Genomic DNA, 19803 nt, shown 5'->3' with positions numbered 1-19803 from the left:
CACATCTGCGGGATCCGGCATGATTTGCCCCTCATGCCGATTACGATCGTCGGCTGTACCGGCCGCCAACCCGGCGGTCGACGGATACACGGGGGGCCACGGGGCCATGCGCACAGTGGGGAGAATCGTGCTCGGCGGGGTCGTCGCCGGGGTGGTGGGAGTCGCGGGAGTCGGCGTCTACAACATCTACGACGCCATGGCCGGCGGTAGTTCGGGCACCGAGAGACCCGACGGCCCCCTGAGTGACGCTCAAGTGACGAAGGCGGCATCCGACTTCCTCACGGCCTGGCAGGACGGGAACGACCAGCGGGCCGCGGGTTTCACCAACGACGCGGTGGCGGCGCTCGGCGCGCTGACCCGCTACCGCGAGGGCACGCACGTCACCAAGGTGAAACTCACCCAGGGCGAGGCCGACGGGACCGAGGTGCAGTTCACCGTCGCCGCCCACATCGACACCGGAGAGAAGCGCTCCACCTGGACCTACGAGTCGTCGCTGGACGTGGTGCGGGGGGAGACCAGTGGGCGACCGCTGGTCTCCTGGAAGACCTCGGTGCTGCACCCGAAGCTGAAGACGAGCGGGGACACCCTGACGACGGGCGAGGCGGCACTGCCGTCGTCGATCAAGGTGATGGACCGGCACGGAAAGGCGCTGGACGAGAAGGACTTCCCCTCGCTGTCGCCGGTGTTGGCCTCGCTGCGCAAGCGGTATGCGACGGAGTCGGGCGGCAGCCCCGCGATCGCGATCCAGGTGAACGGGAGCCCGTCGCAGGTGCTGCACGTCCTCCGCGAGGGCAAGCCGGGCACGCTGCGCACCACGGTGGACGCGAAGGCGCAGCGGGCCGCCGAGGCGCAGGTGGCGCGGCACGAGGACGCCTCTGTCGTGGCCGTCAAGCCCAGCACCGGCGAGATCCTCGCGATCGCCAACTCGGCCCGCACGGAGTTCAACACCGCGCTCCAGGGGCAGACCGCTCCCGGCTCCACGTTCAAGATCGTCACTGCCGCCACCCTGTTGGAACAGGGCAAGGTCACGGCGGAGAAGTCGCTGCCCTGCCCGAAGTACGCCGCCTACCGGCAGGGCAAGAGCTTCCACAACCTGGAGAGCGGCGAGCAGCCCGACGCCACCTTCGCGGAGGACTTCGCCGCCTCCTGCAACACCGCCTTCGTCTCCTTGGCCGACGAGATATCCGACGACGCGCTGGAGGCGGAGGCCCGCGAGGTGTTCGGCATCGGACCGGTGTGGAACATCGGGGTGCCCAGCAGCGAGGGGAAGGTTCCCACGGAGGGAGGGGATGAGAAGGCCGCCGCCATGATCGGTCAGGGGCGGGTGCAGATGAACGCGTTGACCATGGCGTCGGTGGCCGCCACCGCCCAGTCGGGCCGCTTCCGGCAGCCGTACCTCGTCGCGCCGTCGCTGGACCACCGCGAGGTCGCGACCGCCGAGCGCGCCCTGTCCCCCGCGGTGGCGCGGCAGCTCAAGTCCCTGATGCGGCTCACCGCGACCAGCGGCACCGGGGCGCGTGCCATGACCGGCCTGCGCGGTGACATCGGCGCCAAGACCGGGTCGGCCGAGGTCGACGGGCAGGGCCGTCCCGACGCGTGGTTCACCGCGTACCACGGCGATATGGCCGCGGCGGCCCGCGTGCCCGCCAGCGGCCACGGCGGGGACACGGCGGGTCCGGTGGTGCGGGCGGTGCTCGGCGCGGGCGGCTGAACGCCCGTCGCCCGGCCGTCAATAGCACCTCGCAGCCCTGCCTGTCAGGCCCCTCAGCGAGATCAACCCCGCCGGGGGACATGGACGCGGTGGGCGCGCGGTGATCCTTCCTAGGCTGCCGCGTATGCGGCCCTCTCGGTTCGAAGAACACGCTCTCGACCTGGTCAAGAACGCCGCCGGCGTCAGCGGCGTCAGCAGGCTGCGGGAGGCCGGCGACGACAAGCATCCCTTCGGCCTCGCGATGACCCACGCCGGGGGCGAGGCGCGGTGGCAGTTCATCGCGGAGTCCTCGCCCGGCGACGACTACAGCGAGACGGAGGCGCCGGTGGAGGGCGAGCCGATGGCGCCGGTGCCCGTGCCCGAGGTGGGGGCACGGCTCGGGCCCGTCGAGGCGGAGGCGTGGTTCGCCGCCCTGCTGGCCTCCGGTGGCAGCCGGGAGATCAGCAGCATCGAGCAGTGGTCGGGGCGGGCGAATCCCCGCCCCGGCCACCACGGGCTCACCGTCCGCTGCCACTCAGGAGCCAGGATCTACGTCCGCGTGCTGGGCACCGACTCCTGAGGCGCCCCGCCGGCCGGCCGCCCTCGGCGCCCGGCTGCCCGCCTTCGCCGCGCGGCTAACCGCGCCCACTCGCGTGGGCCGTGCCGCGGGGGCTCTCGACGGTGGCGGCCACGGTGACCGTGGCGGCCGTGGTGAAGGAGAGCTCCGGGCGTTCCCAGGTGACCTTCGGCGGGGACGCCGGCACCGTGCCGGTCCGGCGGGCGCCCATGCGGCGGTAGAAGTGCTCGGCGGGCGGGTGGGAGACCACCCGTACCCGCTCCAGCCCATGCTCCCGCGCCCGCTCCCGCATGTGCTCCACCAGCAGTCGGCCGAGACCGGTCCCCTGCGCGGCGTCGGCCACGAACAGCAGGTCCAGCTCCGCCTGCTCCGGCAGCAGGGCGTAGAAGCCCAGGAGCTCCCCGTCGGGGGACTCCGCCAGGTGGACCGGGTGCGCGGCGATGTAGTCGGCCGTGATCCGGTAGCCGGCGAGCATCGTGGCGTAGGCGCCCTCGTAGGCGCGGGAGGCGTGCATCAGATCGGTGAGGCGCTCCGCGTCGCGGGCGGTCGCGCGCTTGATCATCGGCGAGGTCATGAGGCGCAGTATAGGGGCGTTACGCCAGAGCACCCATTACAGTTCCGGGCTACAGCAGGCCCGCCGGGGTCGCGTAGTCCCGGAAGCGGATCGAGCCGATCTTCTTGAAGGCGTCCGCGGGGTCCTCGGCGAGCTGGGCCGCCGCCTCCGGGTCGCCCAGGTCGGCCTCCAGCTCGGTGCGCAGCCGGGCCACGCCGATGTGCGCGATCTCCTGACTGGCGGTCACGTACTCGCGAAGCGCCCGCTCGTAGCCGAGGAAGGCGGCGCGGTGGTCCCCGCCCGCGGCGGCGAGCTCACCGGCCAGGACGTAGGCGCCGATCAGCGCCATGGTGGTGCCCTGGCCGGAGGCGGGCGAGCCGCAGTAGCCGGCGTCGCCCAGGAGCACCACCCGGCCGCGGGACCAGGAGTCCAGGTGGATCTGGGACACCGAGTCGAAGTGGAAGTCCGGGGCGTCCCACACGCCCTCCAACAGCCGCGGCATCTCCCAGCGCCCGTCCGCGTGGGCGCGGACCACCAGACGCTTCTGTTCCTCGACGGAGCGGGGCAGGAACTCCGCGGGCGGCACGTCCGCGTCGATGCCGACGTAGACGCGTACCTCCTTGTTGTCGCGGACGCTCATCGCCATGCCGCCCCACACGCTCCCGCGCATGCGGTAGACGACCTGCCAGCGGTCCAGTCCGAGGTGGTTGGGCACCGTCCACACGCCGAGGTAGCTCCCCAGGTGGCGGTAGCACTCCTCGTCCGTGCCGAAGACCATCCGGCGGGTGCCGGAGTGCACTCCGTCGGCGCCGACGACCAGGTCGTAGGTGCGCCGCGCGCCGCTCTGGAAGCGCACCCGCACCCCGTCGGCGTTCTGCTCCAGCTCCGCGACGGAGTCGCCGAAGAGGTACTCCACGCCCTCGCCACGGGACGCCTCGAAGAGGATCTCCGCCAGGTCGTCCCGCAGGATCTCCACATCGGGGCTGTCGATCTCACCGCCGCTCATGGTCCGTTCGGTGGTGCGGAACAGCTCCACACCGTCGTCGTCGACGACCGACATCCCGCGCAGGTCCGTGCACCGGGCCCGTATCCGGTCCAGCACGCCCATCCGCTCGACCACCCCCAGCGCCGGGCCTCGGACGTCGATCGCCTGCCCGCCGGGGCGCAGCCCGGCGGCCCGCTCCACCACCGTCACCCCGAACCCGTACCGGCGCAGCCAGTAGGCGAGGGCGGGTCCGCCGACGCTGGCGCCGGAGATCAGGACGTTCATCGTGCGCATGGGAGACTCCTGTTCAACCCGAGGTCGTTCCGTCTTCCCCGAGCCTGGAGCAGCGCGCCGACAGCGGACCGACAGCGCCCCGACAGCGGACTGACGGCGTACCGATGCCGCGCCGACACCGAGCCGACACGGAGACGGCGCGGAGACGGCGCACCGCGGTGCCGACCACAGCGGACCGCCGGCCGCCGCCGGGCCCCGGTCGAGCGGGCGGGCGGCTACGACGACGCCCGACAGACCAGCTCCGTCGGCAGCACCAGCCGCGCCCGCTCCCGGGCCCACCCCGCCGGCCGACGGCCCCTCCCCCGCTGGTCGTCGATCTGCTCCAGCAGCACCCGCACCATCGCCCGGCCCATCTCCTCCGTGGGCTGGCGGACGCTGGTCAGCGGCGGGTCCATGTGCCGGGCCACGGCGGAGTCGTCGAAGCCGACGAGGGCGACGTCGTCGGGGACCCGGCGTCCCGCCTCGCGCAGCACCTGGCGGGCGCCCGCGGCCATGACGTCGGAGGCGGCGAACACCGCGTCCAACGCCGGGCAGCGGTCCAGGAGCGCGCGCATGGCGCGGCGTCCGCCCTCCTCGGTGAAGTCCGCGACCTCCGCGAGCCGCGGATCGAACGGGAGGTCCGCGGCGTCCAGCGCCGCGCGGTAGCCCTCCAGACGGCAAGAGGCCACGTACATGTCGGACGGCCCGGCGATGGTGGCGATGGTGCGACGGCCGCGCGCCGCCAGGTGGGCGACGGCCGCGCCTGCGCCGCCGGTGTTGTCGGCGTCCACATAGGCGACCGTCTCGCGCGCCGAGCGGCGACCGCTGAGGACGGCCGGCATCTCGAGCCGCTCCAGCAGGTCGGGGAGCGGGTCGTCGATGTGCACGGAGACCACCAGCACGCCGTCTACGCGGTTACCGGCCAGGTAGTCCGCGAACCGCTGACGTTCCTTGGGGGTGCGCACCAGGGTGAGCAGCAACTGGAGGTCGGCTTCCGCCAGCTCGGCGCCGACACCGCGGATGATGTCGGAGAAGTACGGCTCGGCGAAGAGCCGGGTCTCCGGCTCGGGGATGACCAGCGCGACGGCGTCCGCGCTGCCCGCGGCGAGCGCCCGGGCGACCCGGTTGGGGACGTATCCGAGCTCGGCCACCGCCTGTTCGACGGCGGCGCGGGTGTGGTCGCTGACCCTGGGCGAGCCGTTGATCACCCGTGAGACGGTGCCCCGACCGACTCCCGCGCGGGCGGCGACCTCCTCCAAGGTGGGTCTGCCACGCCCCGCGCCCCCGCGCCGTCGGGTTCCTGCCATGGTCTTCCGCCTCCAGCCAGCCCTGCGTACGTGTTACGTCCCAGAGATGCCCATTCAACAGGTGCACGGTTCCGGACCGTTGTGGTTCGCGTGGTGGGGCGTCGGTCGCCGCCGGCGGTTCTCCGGCGGTTCCCTCCCGGAACAGACCTGCGGGCGGGGTGCGACGGCCGGGGGTGGAGCCGCCGCACCCCGCCCATGGGGGGTGGCAGGTGTGGGGGGCCTGTGAGGCCTCGGTGGAGCCGGGTCCCAGGGGTGGCCCCCGTGGGGGGAGCTCCGGGGGCCAGTGGGGCGGCCCCCGGGTGGGGGGAGTCGGAGGCCGGTGGGGCGGCTTCCGGGGGGGGGGGGAGGTCGAGGGCCGTGGGGCGCCCTCGGTGGGGGGAGCAGGGGGCCGGTGGGGCGGCCCCCTGTGGGGGGTGTCGGGGATCGGTGGGGCGGTCCCCGGTGGTGGGGGGGCGGGGGCTGGTGGGGCAGCCCCCGGTTCCGGTGAGGCGGGGGGCCGGTGGGGCGGCCCCCCGCCGAGGCGTCGGGAGCCGTTGGGGCGGCCCCCTGCCGGAGGGTCAGGGGCCGGTGGGGCGGCCCCCTGTGGGGGGGTGTCGAGGACCGGTGGGACGGTCCCCGGTGGTGGGAACGGGGGCTGGTGGGGCAGCCCCCGGTTCCGATGGGAGCGAGGGGCCGGTGGGGCGGCCCCCCGCCGAGGCGTCGGGAGCCGTTGGGGCGGCCCCCTGCCGGAGGGTCAGGGGCCGGTGGGGCGGCCCCCTGTGGGGGGGGTGTCGGGGACCGGTGGGGCGGTCCCCGGTGGTGGGTGCGGGGGCTGGTGGGGCAGCCCCCGGTTCCGGTGAGGCGGGGGGCCGGTGGGGCGGCCCCCTGTGGGGGGTGTCGGGGACCGGTGGGGCGGTCCTCAGTGGGGGTGGGGGGTGGGTCTTCGTGGAGTGGAGAGGAAGGGAACGGGAAGCCCCTCAGCCCTGGTAGGCGGCGAACGCCTTGGTGAACGCGTGATCGTCCTGGACGATGGAGCTACAGGTCGGCGAGGCGTGGTTCTGCGCGCCGCCGGGGCACTGCTTGTCGCGCGTCGCGGACCACATCGACAGCCAACCCATCCCCTTGGACCGGGCGAAGTCCACCAGCTGCTTGGCGTCGTCGACCTTGAAGACCTCCACGGCCACATCGTTGACGCCGATCATCGGGGTGACCGCCACGGCCTTCCAGGCGGCCGCGTCGCTGAGCCCCAGCACTCCCTTGACCTGCGCCTGGGTGGCGGTGGCGGCTTCGATCGCGTACTGCCCCATGTCGCCGGTGAAGGACGAACCGTAGTCCATGGCCATGATGTTGACCGCGGAGACGGCCACGCCGTTCTTCTTGGCGTCCTCGACCAGGTTCACGCCGTCCTGGGTGAGCCCGGTGGGCATCACCGGCAGGGTGAACGAGACGTCGAGGCCGGGGTGCTTCTTCTGGAGCTGGGCGATGGCCTTCGCGCGGCGGGTGTTGGCGACCGTGTTGGGGAGCGCGCCCCCCTCGATGTCGAAGTCGACCTTGGTGAGCTTGTACGCGTCCACCACCTTGCCGTACGCGGCGGCGAGCTCCGAGGCCGAGGAGCAGACCAGGCCCAGCTCGGAGCCCGCGGCGCCGCCGAAGGAGACCCGCACATCCCCGCCGGCCTTGCGCAGTTCGCCGATCTGCTTGGCGACGGCGTCGGCGCCGAGGTCGGTCACCCCGCCCCACTTCGGCGTGCAGTCGCCGCCGGACGTGACGAAGGCCAGGTTGAAGGTCTTCACCCCGGTCTTCTTGGCGGTGCCGAGCAGGTCGTAGGCGGGGTGGAGGGAGGTGTCGACATACGGGGCGAACCGGCCGGCCTTGCCACCGGGGGCCGGCGTCTGCGAGCTGGTCGGCGTGGGGGTGGGTCGCGGGGCGGAGGTGCTCGGCCGCGGCGCGGGCCCGTCGCCCGCCGAGCACTTCGCGTCGTTGATCACGCACTCGACGGGGGCCAGGGCCTTGCCGGTCGTGGCGGAGGCGACGAAGCCGACCGTCACGGACTTGCCCGGGGCGATGGTCCCGTTCCAGCTCTCCGGCTTGACGGTGATGTTCCCCCCGCTGACGGTGTGCTTGCCGTTCCACACCGAGGTCACCTTGGTCCCGACCGGGAGGGTGAACTTCAGAGTCCAGCCGGACAGCTCCCGGTCGGTGTCATTGGTGATGACGTACTGGCCGGTGTAGCCGTTCGACCAGTGACTGGTCGTGGAGTAGGCGGCGCCGACCGACGCGGCCTGGGCGGTGCCGGTGAGCGCGAACGCCCCACCCGTCGCGATCGCCACGACGACGCCGGCGCCTATCAGCTGCGCCCTTCGGCTCATGCGTCGACGGTGTTGGGAGGAACCCATCGCATTGCCTGCCTGTCATATGTCGGGGGTGAGTGCGAGCAGCACGCTAGCGAGAACGAATCAGGCAAATGACCGGATCGGGGCTGCGGACGCACTTCTTATGGCGCGCTTAAGGAAGCCATCGGCCGCGATTAAAGCTGACCCTCAGAGGAGCTCCGCGGCACGCCCGCAGCGACTCTGACGAGGCATCGGACCGGCCTCTGAAAGAGCGTCGGAATGCGGGGCGCGGGCGGTACGCGCACACCCGTTGTCGCCGTCCCGACAGGCGTCCCCGTGCCCGCACCGGCAGGGACGCCCGTCGCCCGGCCCGGCGGTCGCGGAGGCGTCCTCGCCGGCGTTCACCCTCCCGGTCCCGCCCGGCGGTCACACCGGCTGCCGGCCCGGCAGTCCTGCCAGGCACCCGCCTCCAGCCCGGCGGTCCCCGCCATGCACCCGCTTTCAGCCGGCGTCAACCCCCGCGACCCCGCTCGGCGGCCATACCCGCGTCCAGGCGGTCCCGCCAGGTACGCGCTTCCAGCCCGGTGTCCACCTCGTCGTCCCGCCCGGCGGTCACAGCCGCGTCCCGCCCGGCGTCACCCCCGCGTCCCGCCCAGGGTCAGACCTGGGACGGGCGCCGGGCGCGGCCGCGCCGGAAGCGCCCCGCGCGGGCCGCGCGCGACATGCGGCGCCCCCTGCGCGAGCCCCCGTTCCCGTGGAGCGCGAGCCAGACCCGCACCTCCGTACCGCCGAGCACCGAGCGGCCGATCCGCACGTCTCCGCCGGTGGACTCGGCGACCCGGCGCACGATGTCCAGGCCGAGGCCGGTGGAGCCGGGCCCGCCGTCGCCGTGGCCGCGGCGCAGCGCGGCGTCCGGGTCCGCGATGCCCGGGCCGGCGTCCGAGACCAGCACGATCACCGCCTCCTCACTGCGGTGCACGTCCACCGCGAAGGCGGTGCCCTCGGAGGTGTGTCGGAAGACGTTGCCGAGCATCGCGTCGAGCGCGGCCACGAGTTCGGTACGGGCGACCGGCACCCACGCGGTCTCGGAGACGCCGGCGAGCCGCACCGTACGCCCCTCGTCCTCGGCGAGCGCGGACCAGAAGTCCATCCGCTCGCGAATGACCTCGCAGGCGTCGCAGCCGACGGGGGCGTGCGTCTTGGCCTCCCGCGCGGTGCGGATCAGCTGGTCCACCTCGCGCTCCAGCTGGGCGACGGCGGCGCGGGTCTGGTCGGCGGCCGGGCCCTCGCCCAGGGAGGCGGCGTTGAGCCGCAGGACGGTCAGCGGGGTGCGCAGTCGGTGTGAAAGGTCGGCGGCCAGCTCCCGCTCGCTGGCGAGGAGTTGCACCACCTGGTCGGCCATGGAGTTGAACGCGACGGCGGCCGCGCGCAGTTCGGCCGGGCCGTCCTCGCGCACCCGTACGCCCAGCCGACCGTCGCCCAGCTCCTGCGCCGCCCGGGCGAGCCGCTCCGCCGGGCGCACCAGGCGCAGGCCGAGTCGGTCGGCGGTGGCCACGGAGCCGGCGATCAGGGCGAAGCCGACACCGGTCAGGATCACCCAGGAGGTGGTGACGCCGTTGCTGACCGCGCGGTGCGGCACGAACACCTCGACGACCGCGAACTCACGAGCGCTCAGCGCGGTCGGCTGGAGCAGCGCGTAGCCGCCGGGCACGGGGGTGATGGTGGAGCGACCGCGCCGGGCCACCTCCACGACGCGCGGGTCGGCACGCCGCTCGCCGACGACGTACGCGTCGTGGGGGCCCTCGCGCGTACCGTCGACCAGCCCGTGGCGGGAGCCGCCGTGGGCGCCGTCACGCCGTCCGTCGTGGAGCTCCTCGGTGCCCGGCACATGGACCGCCATCCGGCCGTCACCACCCGCCTGGGAGCTGGCGACGGCCCGTTCCAGCTGGCCGCGGTCGGTGGTGATGGCGAGTGCGGGGCGGATCTGGGCCGCCTGCCGCTCGGCGTCGGTGAACGCCCGGTCCCTCGCCAGCTCCTTGACCACCAGCCCGAGCGGCACGGCGAAGGCCAGCACCACCATCACGGTGACGGCTAGTGAGACCTTGACCAGTGCCCATCTCACAGGCCCGGCTCCGGATGCGACGGAGGCCGGTGCGAGGGCGGCAGCGGCGGGGGTTGGGGCGACGCGTCCGGCGGGGGCTCCAGCTTGACCCCGACCCCGCGCAGGGTGTGCAGGTAGCGCGGCCTCGCGGCCGTCTCACCGAGCTTGCGGCGCAGCCAGGACAGATGGACGTCGATGGTCTGGTCGTCACCGTAGGACTGCTGCCAGACCTCGGCCAGCAGCTCCTTGCGCGCCACCACGACGCCGGGCCGCCCGGCCAGGAAGGCCAGCAGGTCGAACTCGCGCCGGGTCAGGTCCAGCGGGGCGCCGTCGAGTTCGGCCTGGCGGCGCAGCGGATCGATGGACAGCCCACCCACCCGCAGCACTCGCGAGGGCTCCGGCTCACCGCCGGCCCAGCCGCCTCCGGCCCCCGCCCCGCCGCGCGCGCGACGCAGCACGGCGGCCATGCGGGCCGTCAGGTGCGCGACCGAGAACGGTTTGACCAGGTAGTCGTCGGCACCGTCGGTGAGCAGTCGGACGATCTCCGCCTCGTCGTCCCGCGCGGTGGCCACGATCACCGGCACATCGGTGATGCCACGCAGCATCTTCAACGCCTGCGCCCCGTCCAGATCGGGCAGGCCGAGATCGAGGATGACCACGTCGAAGCCGACGTGCGCCACCTCGCGCAACGCCTCCAGTGCGGTGCCGACGCTGCGTACGGTGTGGGACGCCTCTGTCAGCTGCCGGATGAGGGCGGAGCGCACGAACGGGTCGTCCTCGACGACCAGCACTCTTGCCATGGGCGGCACCGTACGCCATTCGAGTGAGGCAGTATGAGCCGGATGCGACGAGGTCTTCTGCACGCGCTGGCCTGGGCGCTGGCCACGAGCGCGGCAATGGCGGTGTCCTGGTACGGCGTGCGCACGGTGCTGACGGGCACCGCGTACGAGCCGCCACGCGCGCTGCCCATCTCCGATGCCGCGCTACCGACGGCCTCCCCCGAGCTGGCCTCCTCCACCCACCGCCCCAAACCGCCCTCGGTGGACTCCCCCACGCCGCCCCGCCGGTCCGGGCCCGCGACCCGGCGGCCGGCCGCGCCCTCACCCCCGAGGCCGCCGTCCCGGCCCCGCGCGGACGGCGGGAAGGTGAAGAACTACTCGGTCAAGGGCGGCCGGGTCGTCTTCGACCTCGGGACGAGCTCGGCCACCCTGGTCTCGGCGACGCCGGACGCGGAGTGGCAGATGCGGGTGTGGACGCAGAGCGCCTGGATCCGGGTGGACTTCGTCTCGGACGAGGAGACGACCTCGGTCTTCGCGACCTGGAACGGCCATCCGCCGCGGGTGCAGGTCGTGCAGGACTGAGCCGCGCGGCGCCACGGGCGGCGGGAGTGCCGCCGCACGGCGCACGCGGGGAAGGGCGGGCTAGCGGAACACCCCGGGCGGCGGTGCGGGCGAGGCGACCGCGCCGGCGTCGGTCACCGCCGCCGCGCCGCCGGTGAACTCCAGCAGCGCCCGGCCGTGCTCCACCCGCGCGGGGTGCGGGTCACCCGCCGCCCGGCGGCGCAGCTCGGCCACCGGCAGCTCCTGGTCGGAGGCGAGCAGCACCGCGTTCCCGAAGCGTCGTCCGCGCAGCACGGCGGGGTCGGCCATCAGGCACAGCTCGGGGAACTCCGTGCGCACCGTGGCGATCTGCGCCTTGAGGTGGGCCAGCGGCGGACCGTCGGCGATGTTCGCCGCGTACAGCCCGCCGGGGCGCAGCGCGCGCCGCACCTCGCGCACGAACTCGGTGCTGGTCAGGTGGGCGGGGGTGCGGGCGGAGCTGAAGACGTCGGCGATGATCAGGTCGGCGGAGCCGTCGGTCACCTTGGCGAGCCCGGCCCGCGCGTCCATCCCGCGCACCCGGACGCGCCAGCCGCGGTCCAGCGGCAGATGCTCCCGGACGAACCGGATGAGCGCGGTGTCGACTTCGACGATCTGCTGGGTGGCGCGGGGCCGGGTGGCCGCGACGTAGCGGGCGAGGGTGAAGGCCCCGCCGCCCAGGTGCACGGCGTGGAGGCCGCGGTCGCCGGTCGGGGTGGCGAGATCGGCGATGTGGCCCAGCCGACGCTGGTACTCGAAGTCGAGATGGGCCGGGTCGTCCAGGTCCACATGGGACTGGGGGGCGCCGTCCAGCAGCAGGGTCCAGCCGCGCGGGCGGTCGCGGTCGGGTATCAGCTCCGCCCAGCCGCCGTCGACCGGTCCCGCGACCGGTTCGGGGGCCCGCCCCCGGCCTTGCCTGCCTCTGCTCTTCGCCACGCGTCCAGTATCGCCCGGGGCGACGAGGGCCCGGCGGGGCGTGCGCGACGGGTGCCGCGGTCGCCGGCCGGCGTCTCGGACGCCGGCGCCGTGCGAGTCACCGGGCGGGTCACCGGCGGGGTGGCCCGAGGGGCGGTCCAGGGGTGGCCGGAGGGGGCGAACGCCACCAGGTGACCGCGCGGGCGCGCGCCGGCGAGGCCGGGGTCACTGGCAGCGGTCGACGGCCTCGATGGTCCGGGCCGCCTCGCCCAGCGCCTCGCGCAGCGCCTGGGGGTCGGTGGCCGGGATGTACGTCGCGTGTGGGGGGACCAGCCAGCCGGTGCCGGTCACCGGGGGCTCCGCCGCACCGTGCCCCTCGTCGACCGGGGCGCGCCCGAACGTCTGGGTGCACGCGCTGCCCGGTAGGTCCCAGCCGGCCGCGGTGCCGGGCGGCACCAGGAAGCCCAGAGTGTCGCCCGCGCCGTCGTGCAGCACCGGGCCCACTCCGCCGCCGACCCGCAGCCGCAGGATGTCCACCGCCTCCAGGCCCTGGCGGGCGGGGACGGTGACGAGGTCGCACCGCTGGTCGCCGTGGAAGCCGTGCGGGCCGTGAAGGTGCCGGGGCGGCGTCCGCGAGCCGTTGAAGTCCACTCGGGCCTTCGCCAAGGGAAACCCCTCCTCACGCTCGTAACCGCGTACATATGCCAGGTTCAACGCTTGACCATGTCAACGGCTACGGCGCAATGCCCTCATAAAGGATGGCAGTTCATGGCAGATCGCGCGTGAGATATCCGGTTTGTAGCCAAAGTCCTGATGTCGTATAAGACGGCGGCGGTACGGTGCAGCTCCGCCGAAACGGCATCACCGTAGGGAAAGGGCTGGCCATGACGCCGCTTCCCGGGTCCTCGTCGCCTTCGTCGTCGCCCTCCGCTCCACCGTCCCCCGTCCCCGCTCCGCCCGCCGCTCCACCCGTCCCACAGACCCCGCGCCCGATCCCCGCCACCTCGCCCAACACCGCGTTCCGGCGGCTGCGCGGACAGCTGTCGCCCGCCGAGTTCGCGGCCGTCGTGCGCCGTGCCGCGCGCGAGATCGGCGAACAGGTGTCGTGTGACGCCCGCTACATCGGGCGCGTGGAGTCCGGGGCGATCCGCTGCCCCAACTACGCGTACGAACGGGTGTTCCGGCATATGTTCCCCGGCCGGACGCTCACGGACCTGGGATTCGCCCCGCGCGAGGCGGTGCGCGGCTACGCGGCGCGCGGGGTCGCGATGAACGGGAGCGTGCGGGACCGCGCGGAGCGCGAGGACCCGGCGCACAGAGGCATGGCCGGCGTGGACGGGGCGTACGCGGTCGGTTCCGCACCATCGCCGTCCGGCTTCGGACAGGACCCGTCCTACCCGGCCGATTCCGGACATCCGGCCGCCGCGCATCCGCGCCCCGGCCCACCCACCGACCCCGACATCGACGTCTACGAGGAGAGCGACGTGCTGCGTCGCGCGTTCATCACCGGCGGCCCGACCGCCGTGGCCACCACCCCCTGGGGAATGCCCGGGCGGGACGGCGGCGAGGAGGGCGGCGACGCCTGGCCCGACCGACCGGTCCGCGGCCACCACCGGGCCGGCGAGGCCGAGGCGGCCGCCGTGGAGGACGCGGTGCGGCACATCCGGCTGTTCGACGACCGCTACGGCGCCGACGGGCTCTATCTGCGCTCCGCACAGCCGCTGCGCACCGCCTACGCCCTCCTCGACGCGGGAGCGCAACGCCAGTCGGTCTCGGATCGGCTGCACACCGGGGCCGGCGAGCTCGCCATCTCGGTGGGGTGGCTCGCCCACGACTCCGGCCGCTTCGCCGACGCCCGCTCGCACTACGCCGAGGCGCTGGCCACCGCGCGGGTCGCCGACGATCGGGCGCTGGAGGCGCACGCGTTCTGCAACATCGCCTTCCTCGCCCGCGATGTGGGTCGACCGCGCGAGGCGGTGCGCGCGGCCCAGGCCGCACACGGCGCCGCGCGGGGCCTCGCCTCGCCCCGACTGCTGTCGCTGATCGCGCTGCGCGAGGCGGGCGGTTGGGCCGGGCTGGCCGACCGCACGGCGTGCGAGCACGCGCTGCTGCGGGCGCAGCGGCTCTTCGGGCGGGGCCCCTCGGCCGCCGACCCGGAGTGGATGACCTTCTACGGCGAGGCGGAGTTGGAGGGCCTGGAGGCGCAGGTCTGGTCCGCGCTGGGCGACTGGCGGCGGGCGGCCGAGCACGCGCGGCGCGCCGTCGACCTCCAGAAACCGCACTTCGCGCGGAACATCGCGCTGTTCACCGCAGAGCTCGCCGCCGACCTGGCCGGCAGCGGCCGCCCCGAAGAGGCCGCCCTGGAGGCGCGGCGCACCCAGGACCTGCTCTCCCGCGTCCAGTCCAGCCGTATCCGCGCCATGCTCGGCAGCGCCGCCCGCACCCTCCGCGCCTACGCGCGCAACGCGACCGTCGCCGACTTCCTCGCCCGGTATGCGGCGGCCGGCCACCCGGCGTGATCCGCGCGGGGTGGACCCGTGCGGGAACGGTAGGGCGTCGTCCGCCCACAGCGGTCCGGGCCGCCCCGCCCCGCGCGGGCGACGACTCCTCAGGGTGAGACGGCCGAAGCCGGCGGTGCGAGCGACGCGGGGCGTGCCACCGACGCGGCTGGTGCGACCGACGCGGGCGGTGCCGTGGGGGACCCGCGGAGTGCCCGCCCGAGCCGAGACCGGCCGGCATCGGGCGCCGAGGGGGCCGCGGCACGGCCCCGCGCGGGCCGTCGTACGGAGGGAAACCGCCCGCCCCACGCCGCACGGGCTCCCCGCGCGGGGGTGCCGCGCGGCGGCCGGGGGCGGGCGGGCGGCGGGGCTAGGCCAGGTGTCCGGTGTCGTTCCACCGCTCGATGGCCGGCTCGCCGTAGGCCCAGCCCAGGATGGACAGCGAGGTGGGCTCCAGGCGCAGCCGGGCGGCGAAGGAGGCGTCGAGGCCCAGCCAGCGGGCGGCGAGGGTCCGCAGGATGTGGCCGTGGGCGAAGACGAGCACATCGCGGTCCTCGCCGCGCGCCCACGCGATCACCAGGTCGGCCCGCGCGGCCACCTGCGCCAGGGTCTCGCCCTCGGGGACCCCGTCGCGCCAGATGAGCCAGCCGGGCCGGTCCGCCTTGATCTGGGCGGGGGTCAGGCCCTCGTACGCGCCGTAGTCCCACTCCATCAGCGCGTCCCAGTCCCGGGCCCGGTCGCCGAAGCCGGCCAGCTCGCTGGTCTCCTTGGCCCGCACCAGCGGGCTGGTGCGCACCTCCACGCCCGGCAGCCCCGCCCACGGCTCGCGGTGCAGCCGCTCGCCCAGGAGCTTGGCGCCGCGCCGACCCTCGTCCAGGAGCGGGATGTCGGTACGGCCGGTGTGGCGGCCGCTCAGCGACCACTCCGTCTGACCGTGCCGGGCGAGCAGGATGCGCGGTGCCATTCAGGGGGCCTTTCGCCGGGTGTGAGCAATGTTCCGAGTGATGTACGCGACAGACCGATGGCGGTGTCTCCCGCTCTTTCGGCCGTTCTGGCGACTCTGCCCGACCGTCGCCCCTCCATCATCGCTCACGCGATCGAAAGGCAACCTCCGGGGCGGCGGCGGCGTCTTAGCCCTCGCGTGCTGCCGTACGGCGGCACGTGGTGGCACCTTGGGGCGGCCCGGGGGCACCTCGGGGGCGGTGCGCGGGGCGTTTCGCTTACGCCGTACGGTTTGGTGCGCGCCTCATCCAGTCGACGTGGCCGCCTGACTACCTGACCTGAACTCATTGGGAGAGCGTCCGGATGCCCTACACCGTGCCCCGTGCCGGAGCATCACAGGGCGGTCGGCCACGTTGGTGGACCGAACTGCCGCTGATCGCTGTGGTGTACGCCGCGTACTCGGCCGGTCGCCTGCTGGCCCGCGGCGATGTGCAGACCGCCGTGGACCACGGCCTGTCCATCCTGCGGTTCGAGCAGAGCCTGCACCTCGACTTCGAGACGCCGCTCAACGACATATTCACCAAGTACGCCTCCATAGGCGTGCCCGCCGACTTCATCTACGCCTCGCTGCACTACGTGGCCACTCCGGCGCTGCTGGTCTGGCTGTGGAAGCGCCGCCCGCAGGACTACCGGCTGCTGCGCACCTGGCTGCTGGTCTCCACGCTCATCGGGCTGGTCGGCTTCACGCTGATGCCCACCTGCCCGCCCCGGCTGCTGGACGACGCCTACGGCTTCGTGGACACCATGGCGCAGTACAGCTCCTACGGCTGGTGGGGCAGCGAGGCGAGCGCCCCGCGCGGCCTCGGCGGCTTCACCAACCAGTTCGCGGCGATGCCGAGCCTGCACGTGGGCTGGGCCCTGTGGTGCGGGGTGGCCCTGTGGTGGCAGGGGCGCTCGGTCTGGTCCAAGATCGTCGGGGTGCTGTATCCGCTGATCATCACCATCGTGGTGATGGGCACCGCGAACCACTACTTCATGGACGCCGCGGCCGGCATGGCCGTCATGGGCATCGGCTTCCTGCTGGCCCGCCCCGCGATGCGGCTGGCCGAGCGGGTGCTGGCCCGCTTCCGCGACTCCGGCGACGCGACCCCGGGGCCCGGGGCGAAGGACGCCGCTTCCGGAGCGAGCGCTTCCGCCACGCCTGTCGGTGACGGGTGCGAGACTTCGCCCCGTGAACGCGAACGCATCCCCCGACAGCAGCAGCGCTCGGGCGCCGCGGCCGAGGCAGGCGGGCACGGCGAGTCCGACGCGGCTGCCGGCCCCCGCGGGGCCGACGACGGCGCTGCGGCGGCGGCTCGCTGATCTGCGCGGCCCCACGGCCGCGCCACACCCTCTGGACGCCCGCGCGCTCGCCGCGCTGGCCGCCAACCCCGGCTGCCGTCGCCGCACCCTGCTGGACGGCGCCGGGGTCGACAAGCGGGCCCTGGCCCGGGCCCTGGGCTCCCCCGCCACCTTCGGCCAGTCGCAGTTCGCCCACCAGCGCGGCAACACCTTCGAGGCCCGGGTGAAGGCCGACGGCGGGGACGAACTGCTGCGACTGCTGTACGCGGCGCTGGGCGCCGAGGCGGACGGGGTGCCCGCCCCCGAACCCGGCCGCACCCGCACCCCCGACCTGACCGCGGTCGGCCCCGAGGGCCGGACCGCGCGCACCGCCCTGGCCCTGCGCGAGGCCACCGCCGTCGGTCGCTGGACGCTGCTGGACCACCCGCTGCTCAGCCTCGATGTCGCCGGGTCGCCCGCGTTCCTGGAGCCCGACGCGGTCGTCGTCCACCCCGACGGCAGCTGGACCGTCGTCGAGATCAAGTCCTTCCCCGTCATCGACGGCGCCGCCGACCCGGCCAAGGTGGGCGCCGCGGCGCGTCAGGCGGCCGTCTACGCCCTGGCCCTGGAGCGGGTCGCCGCGCGGCTCACCGACGTCGTCAAGCTCACCGACGCGGAGGTGCCCCGGCTCTCCCCGGCCCCCGCGGGCGTCCACCGGGTGCGCCACCGAGTGCTGCTGGTGTGCCCGAAGGACTTCTCCAACCTGCCGACGGGCGAGCTGGTGGACGTGCGCAAGCAGCTCGCGGTCACCCGACGGCAGCTGGGCCGGCTGACCCGGGTGGAGGAGATCGCGGCGGCGCTCCCGGAGGGGACCAGCTTCGACCTGTGCCCCGCCGAGGACGGCCGCACGACCCGGCCCGCCGAGGAGCTCGCGGTGGCGGTGGACGCGGTGGACGCGTCCTATGCGCCGGAGTGCCTGGCCGCCTGTGAGCTGGCCTTCCACTGCCGTCAGCGGGCCCGCGCGGCGGGCTCGGTCGAGGCACTGGGCCGCGGCGTGCGCGGCGAGCTGGGCGGTCTGACGACCGTCGACGCGGTACTGGCCGCGGCCGGCGCCCCCTCCGAGGCGGGCCCCTCCGGCGCGGGCACCCCCTCCGAGGACGGTCACGCCTCCCCCCACGTCTCCGGGGCGGGTGGCGTCTCCGGGGCTGCCGGCGCCTCGGAGCCGGACGACGACCCCACCGTGGTCGCGCTGCGCCGGGCCGCCGCGCTGCGCGCCGAGGCCCTGGCGGCGGCCGGGATGGCGGCACCCGCCGCGGCCGGTCCCGCCGCCGCGGCCCGGGCGGGAGGCGCCTGATGTCGCTGATCACCACTCTTGCCCGTATGGAGGCGGTGCGGGACGGGCGGGCCCGGCCCGCCACCACCGTCCGGCACCGACACCTCGCGGACCGCCCGCTGGTCTTCGTGCCGCTCACCACCGCCGGCGAGGCCGGCGCGCCGCTGGGGGCGATGGTGGGGACCGACCGGGACGCGCCGCGACTCCTGGTGGTGGCGCAGCCGCGCGACCGCGATCTGCGGTTCGCGTTCCTGGCCGAGCTGGCCGAGGAGATGCTCCCGCACATCGAGGCGTACGCCGACGACACCGTCCAGGAGGAGCGCAAGGAGACCGACCCCGAAACGGGGCGGAAGGTCACGGTCCAGGTCGATCTGTGCGCGGACGCCCCGCAGTTGCTGGTGCCCAGCGGCGCGGGCGTGGAGTTCGTGCGGCTGCTGGGCCGGTCGATGCGGTTCCGGCGGACCGCCGAGCAGGACCCGGAGGCGCCCTTCCCGGCCCCCGCGCGGGTACCGCTGCTCGGCCGCTGGCTCACCCACTACGGCGAGCGCTCCCGCGTCCCCGGCTCCTCGCTGCTGCTCGCGCTGACCGACCTGCTCGGCCGGCACTGGGCCACCGGGCAGAGCGTGCTGGAGGACCAGCACCTGGGCGCGCTGCTGGGCTGGATCGACCCCCCGGAGGGGATGTCGGGGGCGGAGGCGGCGCTCCGCGCGGAGCTGGCGCGGGACGCGGACGGCCTGCTGGAGTGCCCGCCCGCGGGCCCCGCCACCGACCCGGTCTTCGACAACGCCCGGCTGGCCCCGGCGATGAAGCGCTACGACACCGCCCGCGCGGGCGTCATCGACGGCGTGCCCGGCGCGGGCGCGCGGCTGAGCGCCGCCGAGGAGGAGCTGCGCGCGCTCGTCGGCGGCCAGCTGCGGCCGACCTGGGACGCCGTCTGGCGGGCGGTGGACCTGCTGCGGGCGCTGCCGGAGGGGTCGCGGGTCGTGGACCGCTGGAAGCGCGACCGCTGGTCGTACACCGGCCACCGGGACCGGGTGCGGGCCGGGGAGCCGCCGCAGCCCCGGCACGACGACGCGGTGACGGCCGCGCGCAAGCTGATGGCGCGGGAGACCGCGCAGGCGCAGCTCGACGCCCAGGAGGCACTGGACGACCCGCTGGTGATGGCGGGCCGGCGGCTGGCCGGGGAGGCGTTCGCCGGAGCCGTCACGGAGGTGGAGATGGCCTGGACCGAGGCGAAGGTGCCGCGCCCCCGGCCGCTGCTCACCCTGCGCACCGACGACCGCCCGCTGCTGGCCGAGCGGACCAAGCTGTACCGGGCGCTGGACGACGGCAGGGCCCAGACCGCCGAGTTCGTCGGGTACGCCGCGGACGGCGGCTCGCCGGTGGTCCGGCTGACCGGCGGCATGGGCCGGGGCAGGATGCCGGAGCCCGGCTCCGTTCCCGAGCCGGGCGAGCGGGTGTGCTGGACCCTCTTCGAGCACGCCCCTCGCGGGGGCCCCGAGCTTCCCGACCCCGAGCGCACCCCCTGGACCCACGGCGGCCCGCCCTCCGACTCCCCCGAGCCGGCCGGCCACGTCCCCGACCCCGTCACCCCGGAGGACTTCCTGTGATCCGCACGGACCCGACCCCCGGCGCGCCG

Annotated in this window: 16 protein-coding genes; 7 read left to right on the top strand and 9 right to left on the bottom strand. The window is 74.8% G+C overall.

Translation table 11 applies throughout. The features are described 5' to 3' along the window. Positions 1 to 106: 106 nt before the first annotated feature. Entirely contained in the window at positions 107 to 1711 is a 1605-nt protein-coding gene (locus LRS74_RS21835; protein WP_277742586.1) for a penicillin-binding transpeptidase domain-containing protein, read from the top strand. 124 nt (positions 1712 to 1835) lie between these two features. Next, positions 1836 to 2270 (top strand): hypothetical protein, encoded by a 435-nt coding sequence (locus LRS74_RS21830; RefSeq protein ID WP_277742585.1) that lies wholly within the window; start codon positions 1836 to 1838, stop codon positions 2268 to 2270. Positions 2271 to 2325: 55 nt separating this feature from the next. Here LRS74_RS21830 and LRS74_RS21825 read toward each other — a convergent pair whose 3' ends face one another. The 6 genes from LRS74_RS21825 to LRS74_RS21800 form a co-directional block, all read right to left on the bottom strand. Beyond that, a complete protein-coding gene (locus tag LRS74_RS21825) occupies positions 2326 to 2841 on the bottom strand; it encodes a GNAT family N-acetyltransferase (RefSeq protein WP_277742584.1) in 516 nt (171 codons plus the stop codon). A 49-nt stretch (positions 2842 to 2890) separates the two neighbouring features. Beyond that, the gene (locus LRS74_RS21820; protein WP_277742583.1) at positions 2891 to 4099 is read right to left on the bottom strand and encodes an FAD-dependent monooxygenase; all 1209 of its coding nucleotides are present in this window, start codon (positions 4097 to 4099) and stop codon (positions 2891 to 2893) included. A gap of 215 nt (positions 4100 to 4314) precedes the next feature. Beyond that, positions 4315 to 5385, bottom strand: coding sequence for a LacI family DNA-binding transcriptional regulator (locus LRS74_RS21815; RefSeq protein ID WP_277742582.1), 1071 nt, complete (start codon positions 5383 to 5385; stop codon positions 4315 to 4317). A 956-nt stretch (positions 5386 to 6341) separates the two neighbouring features. Beyond that, complete coding sequence (locus LRS74_RS21810) at positions 6342 to 7760, bottom strand: cellulose binding domain-containing protein (protein ID WP_277742581.1); 1419 nt, start codon at positions 7758 to 7760, stop codon at positions 6342 to 6344. A gap of 595 nt (positions 7761 to 8355) precedes the next feature. Continuing rightward, positions 8356 to 9819 carry a HAMP domain-containing sensor histidine kinase gene (locus tag LRS74_RS21805; RefSeq protein ID WP_277742580.1) on the bottom strand — a complete coding sequence of 488 codons (1464 nt, stop codon included), beginning with the start codon at positions 9817 to 9819 and terminating at the stop codon, positions 8356 to 8358. Next, positions 9816 to 10598: a response regulator transcription factor gene (locus LRS74_RS21800; protein ID WP_277742579.1), complete on the bottom strand. Its 783-nt coding sequence runs from the start codon at positions 10596 to 10598 to the stop codon at positions 9816 to 9818. Before LRS74_RS21800 ends, LRS74_RS21805 begins: the two co-directional genes overlap by 4 nt. 42 nt (positions 10599 to 10640) lie before the next feature. Here LRS74_RS21800 and LRS74_RS21795 point away from each other — a divergent pair, with 42 nt between their 5' ends. Beyond that, positions 10641 to 11159 (top strand): hypothetical protein, encoded by a 519-nt coding sequence (locus LRS74_RS21795; protein ID WP_277742578.1) that lies wholly within the window; start codon positions 10641 to 10643, stop codon positions 11157 to 11159. Between the two features lie 60 nt (positions 11160 to 11219). On the opposite strand, the gene LRS74_RS21790 is transcribed toward LRS74_RS21795, so the two are convergent. Together LRS74_RS21790 and LRS74_RS21785 are read right to left on the bottom strand one after the other, a co-directional pair. Then, positions 11220 to 12092, bottom strand: a complete 873-nt coding sequence (locus LRS74_RS21790; RefSeq protein WP_277742577.1) for a fused MFS/spermidine synthase — start codon at positions 12090 to 12092, stop codon at positions 11220 to 11222. Positions 12093 to 12296: 204 nt separating this feature from the next. Beyond that, positions 12297 to 12737 carry a hypothetical protein gene (locus tag LRS74_RS21785; protein WP_277742576.1) on the bottom strand — a complete coding sequence of 147 codons (441 nt, stop codon included), beginning with the start codon at positions 12735 to 12737 and terminating at the stop codon, positions 12297 to 12299. 218 nt (positions 12738 to 12955) lie between these two features. Here LRS74_RS21785 and LRS74_RS21780 point away from each other — a divergent pair, with 218 nt between their 5' ends. Continuing rightward, positions 12956 to 14590, top strand: coding sequence for a hypothetical protein (locus tag LRS74_RS21780; RefSeq protein ID WP_277742575.1), 1635 nt, complete (start codon positions 12956 to 12958; stop codon positions 14588 to 14590). 349 nt (positions 14591 to 14939) lie between these two features. Here LRS74_RS21780 and LRS74_RS21775 read toward each other — a convergent pair whose 3' ends face one another. Further along, positions 14940 to 15533, bottom strand: a complete 594-nt coding sequence (locus tag LRS74_RS21775) for a histidine phosphatase family protein (protein ID WP_277742574.1) — start codon at positions 15531 to 15533, stop codon at positions 14940 to 14942. A 341-nt stretch (positions 15534 to 15874) separates the two neighbouring features. Here LRS74_RS21775 and LRS74_RS21770 point away from each other — a divergent pair, with 341 nt between their 5' ends. The 3 genes from LRS74_RS21770 to LRS74_RS21760 are packed head-to-tail and all read left to right on the top strand — an operon-like array spanning position 15875 to position 19774. Further along, entirely contained in the window at positions 15875 to 16873 is a 999-nt protein-coding gene (locus LRS74_RS21770) for a phosphatase PAP2 family protein (protein WP_277742573.1), read from the top strand. After that, positions 16824 to 18185: a hypothetical protein gene (locus LRS74_RS21765; protein WP_277744869.1), complete on the top strand. Its 1362-nt coding sequence runs from the start codon at positions 16824 to 16826 to the stop codon at positions 18183 to 18185. Before LRS74_RS21770 ends, LRS74_RS21765 begins: the two co-directional genes overlap by 50 nt. After that, the gene (locus LRS74_RS21760) at positions 18185 to 19774 is read left to right on the top strand and encodes a hypothetical protein (RefSeq protein ID WP_277742572.1); all 1590 of its coding nucleotides are present in this window, start codon (positions 18185 to 18187) and stop codon (positions 19772 to 19774) included. The genes LRS74_RS21765 and LRS74_RS21760 overlap by 1 nt, the downstream gene beginning before the upstream one ends. The last annotated feature ends 29 nt before the right edge of the window (positions 19775 to 19803 follow it).

The sequence above is a fragment of the Streptomyces sp. LX-29 genome, from assembly GCF_029541745.1.
Lineage (GTDB): Bacteria > Actinomycetota > Actinomycetes > Streptomycetales > Streptomycetaceae > Streptomyces.
The sequence above is the reverse complement of the archived record's forward strand: the minus strand, read 5'-3'. Positions and strand labels throughout refer to the sequence as shown.

Bases quoted from the DNA above. Each gene is read 5' to 3' on its own strand.
- LRS74_RS21835 (WP_277742586.1), top strand. From the start codon at position 107: ATGCGCACAGTGGGGAGAATCGTGCTCGGCGGGGTCGTCGCCGGGGTG.
- LRS74_RS21830 (WP_277742585.1), top strand. From the start codon at position 1,836: ATGCGGCCCTCTCGGTTCGAAGAACACGCTCTCGACCTGGTCAAGAAC.
- LRS74_RS21825 (WP_277742584.1), bottom strand. From the start codon at position 2,841: ATGACCTCGCCGATGATCAAGCGCGCGACCGCCCGCGACGCGGAGCGC.
- LRS74_RS21820 (WP_277742583.1), bottom strand. From the start codon at position 4,099: ATGCGCACGATGAACGTCCTGATCTCCGGCGCCAGCGTCGGCGGACCC.
- LRS74_RS21815 (WP_277742582.1), bottom strand. From the start codon at position 5,385: ATGGCAGGAACCCGACGGCGCGGGGGCGCGGGGCGTGGCAGACCCACC.
- LRS74_RS21810 (WP_277742581.1), bottom strand. From the start codon at position 7,760: ATGGGTTCCTCCCAACACCGTCGACGCATGAGCCGAAGGGCGCAGCTG.
- LRS74_RS21800 (WP_277742579.1), bottom strand. From the start codon at position 10,598: ATGGCAAGAGTGCTGGTCGTCGAGGACGACCCGTTCGTGCGCTCCGCC.
- LRS74_RS21795 (WP_277742578.1), top strand. From the start codon at position 10,641: ATGCGACGAGGTCTTCTGCACGCGCTGGCCTGGGCGCTGGCCACGAGC.
- LRS74_RS21780 (WP_277742575.1), top strand. From the start codon at position 12,956: ATGACGCCGCTTCCCGGGTCCTCGTCGCCTTCGTCGTCGCCCTCCGCT.
- LRS74_RS21775 (WP_277742574.1), bottom strand. From the start codon at position 15,533: ATGGCACCGCGCATCCTGCTCGCCCGGCACGGTCAGACGGAGTGGTCG.
- LRS74_RS21770 (WP_277742573.1), top strand. From the start codon at position 15,875: ATGCCCTACACCGTGCCCCGTGCCGGAGCATCACAGGGCGGTCGGCCA.
- LRS74_RS21760 (WP_277742572.1), top strand. From the start codon at position 18,185: ATGTCGCTGATCACCACTCTTGCCCGTATGGAGGCGGTGCGGGACGGG.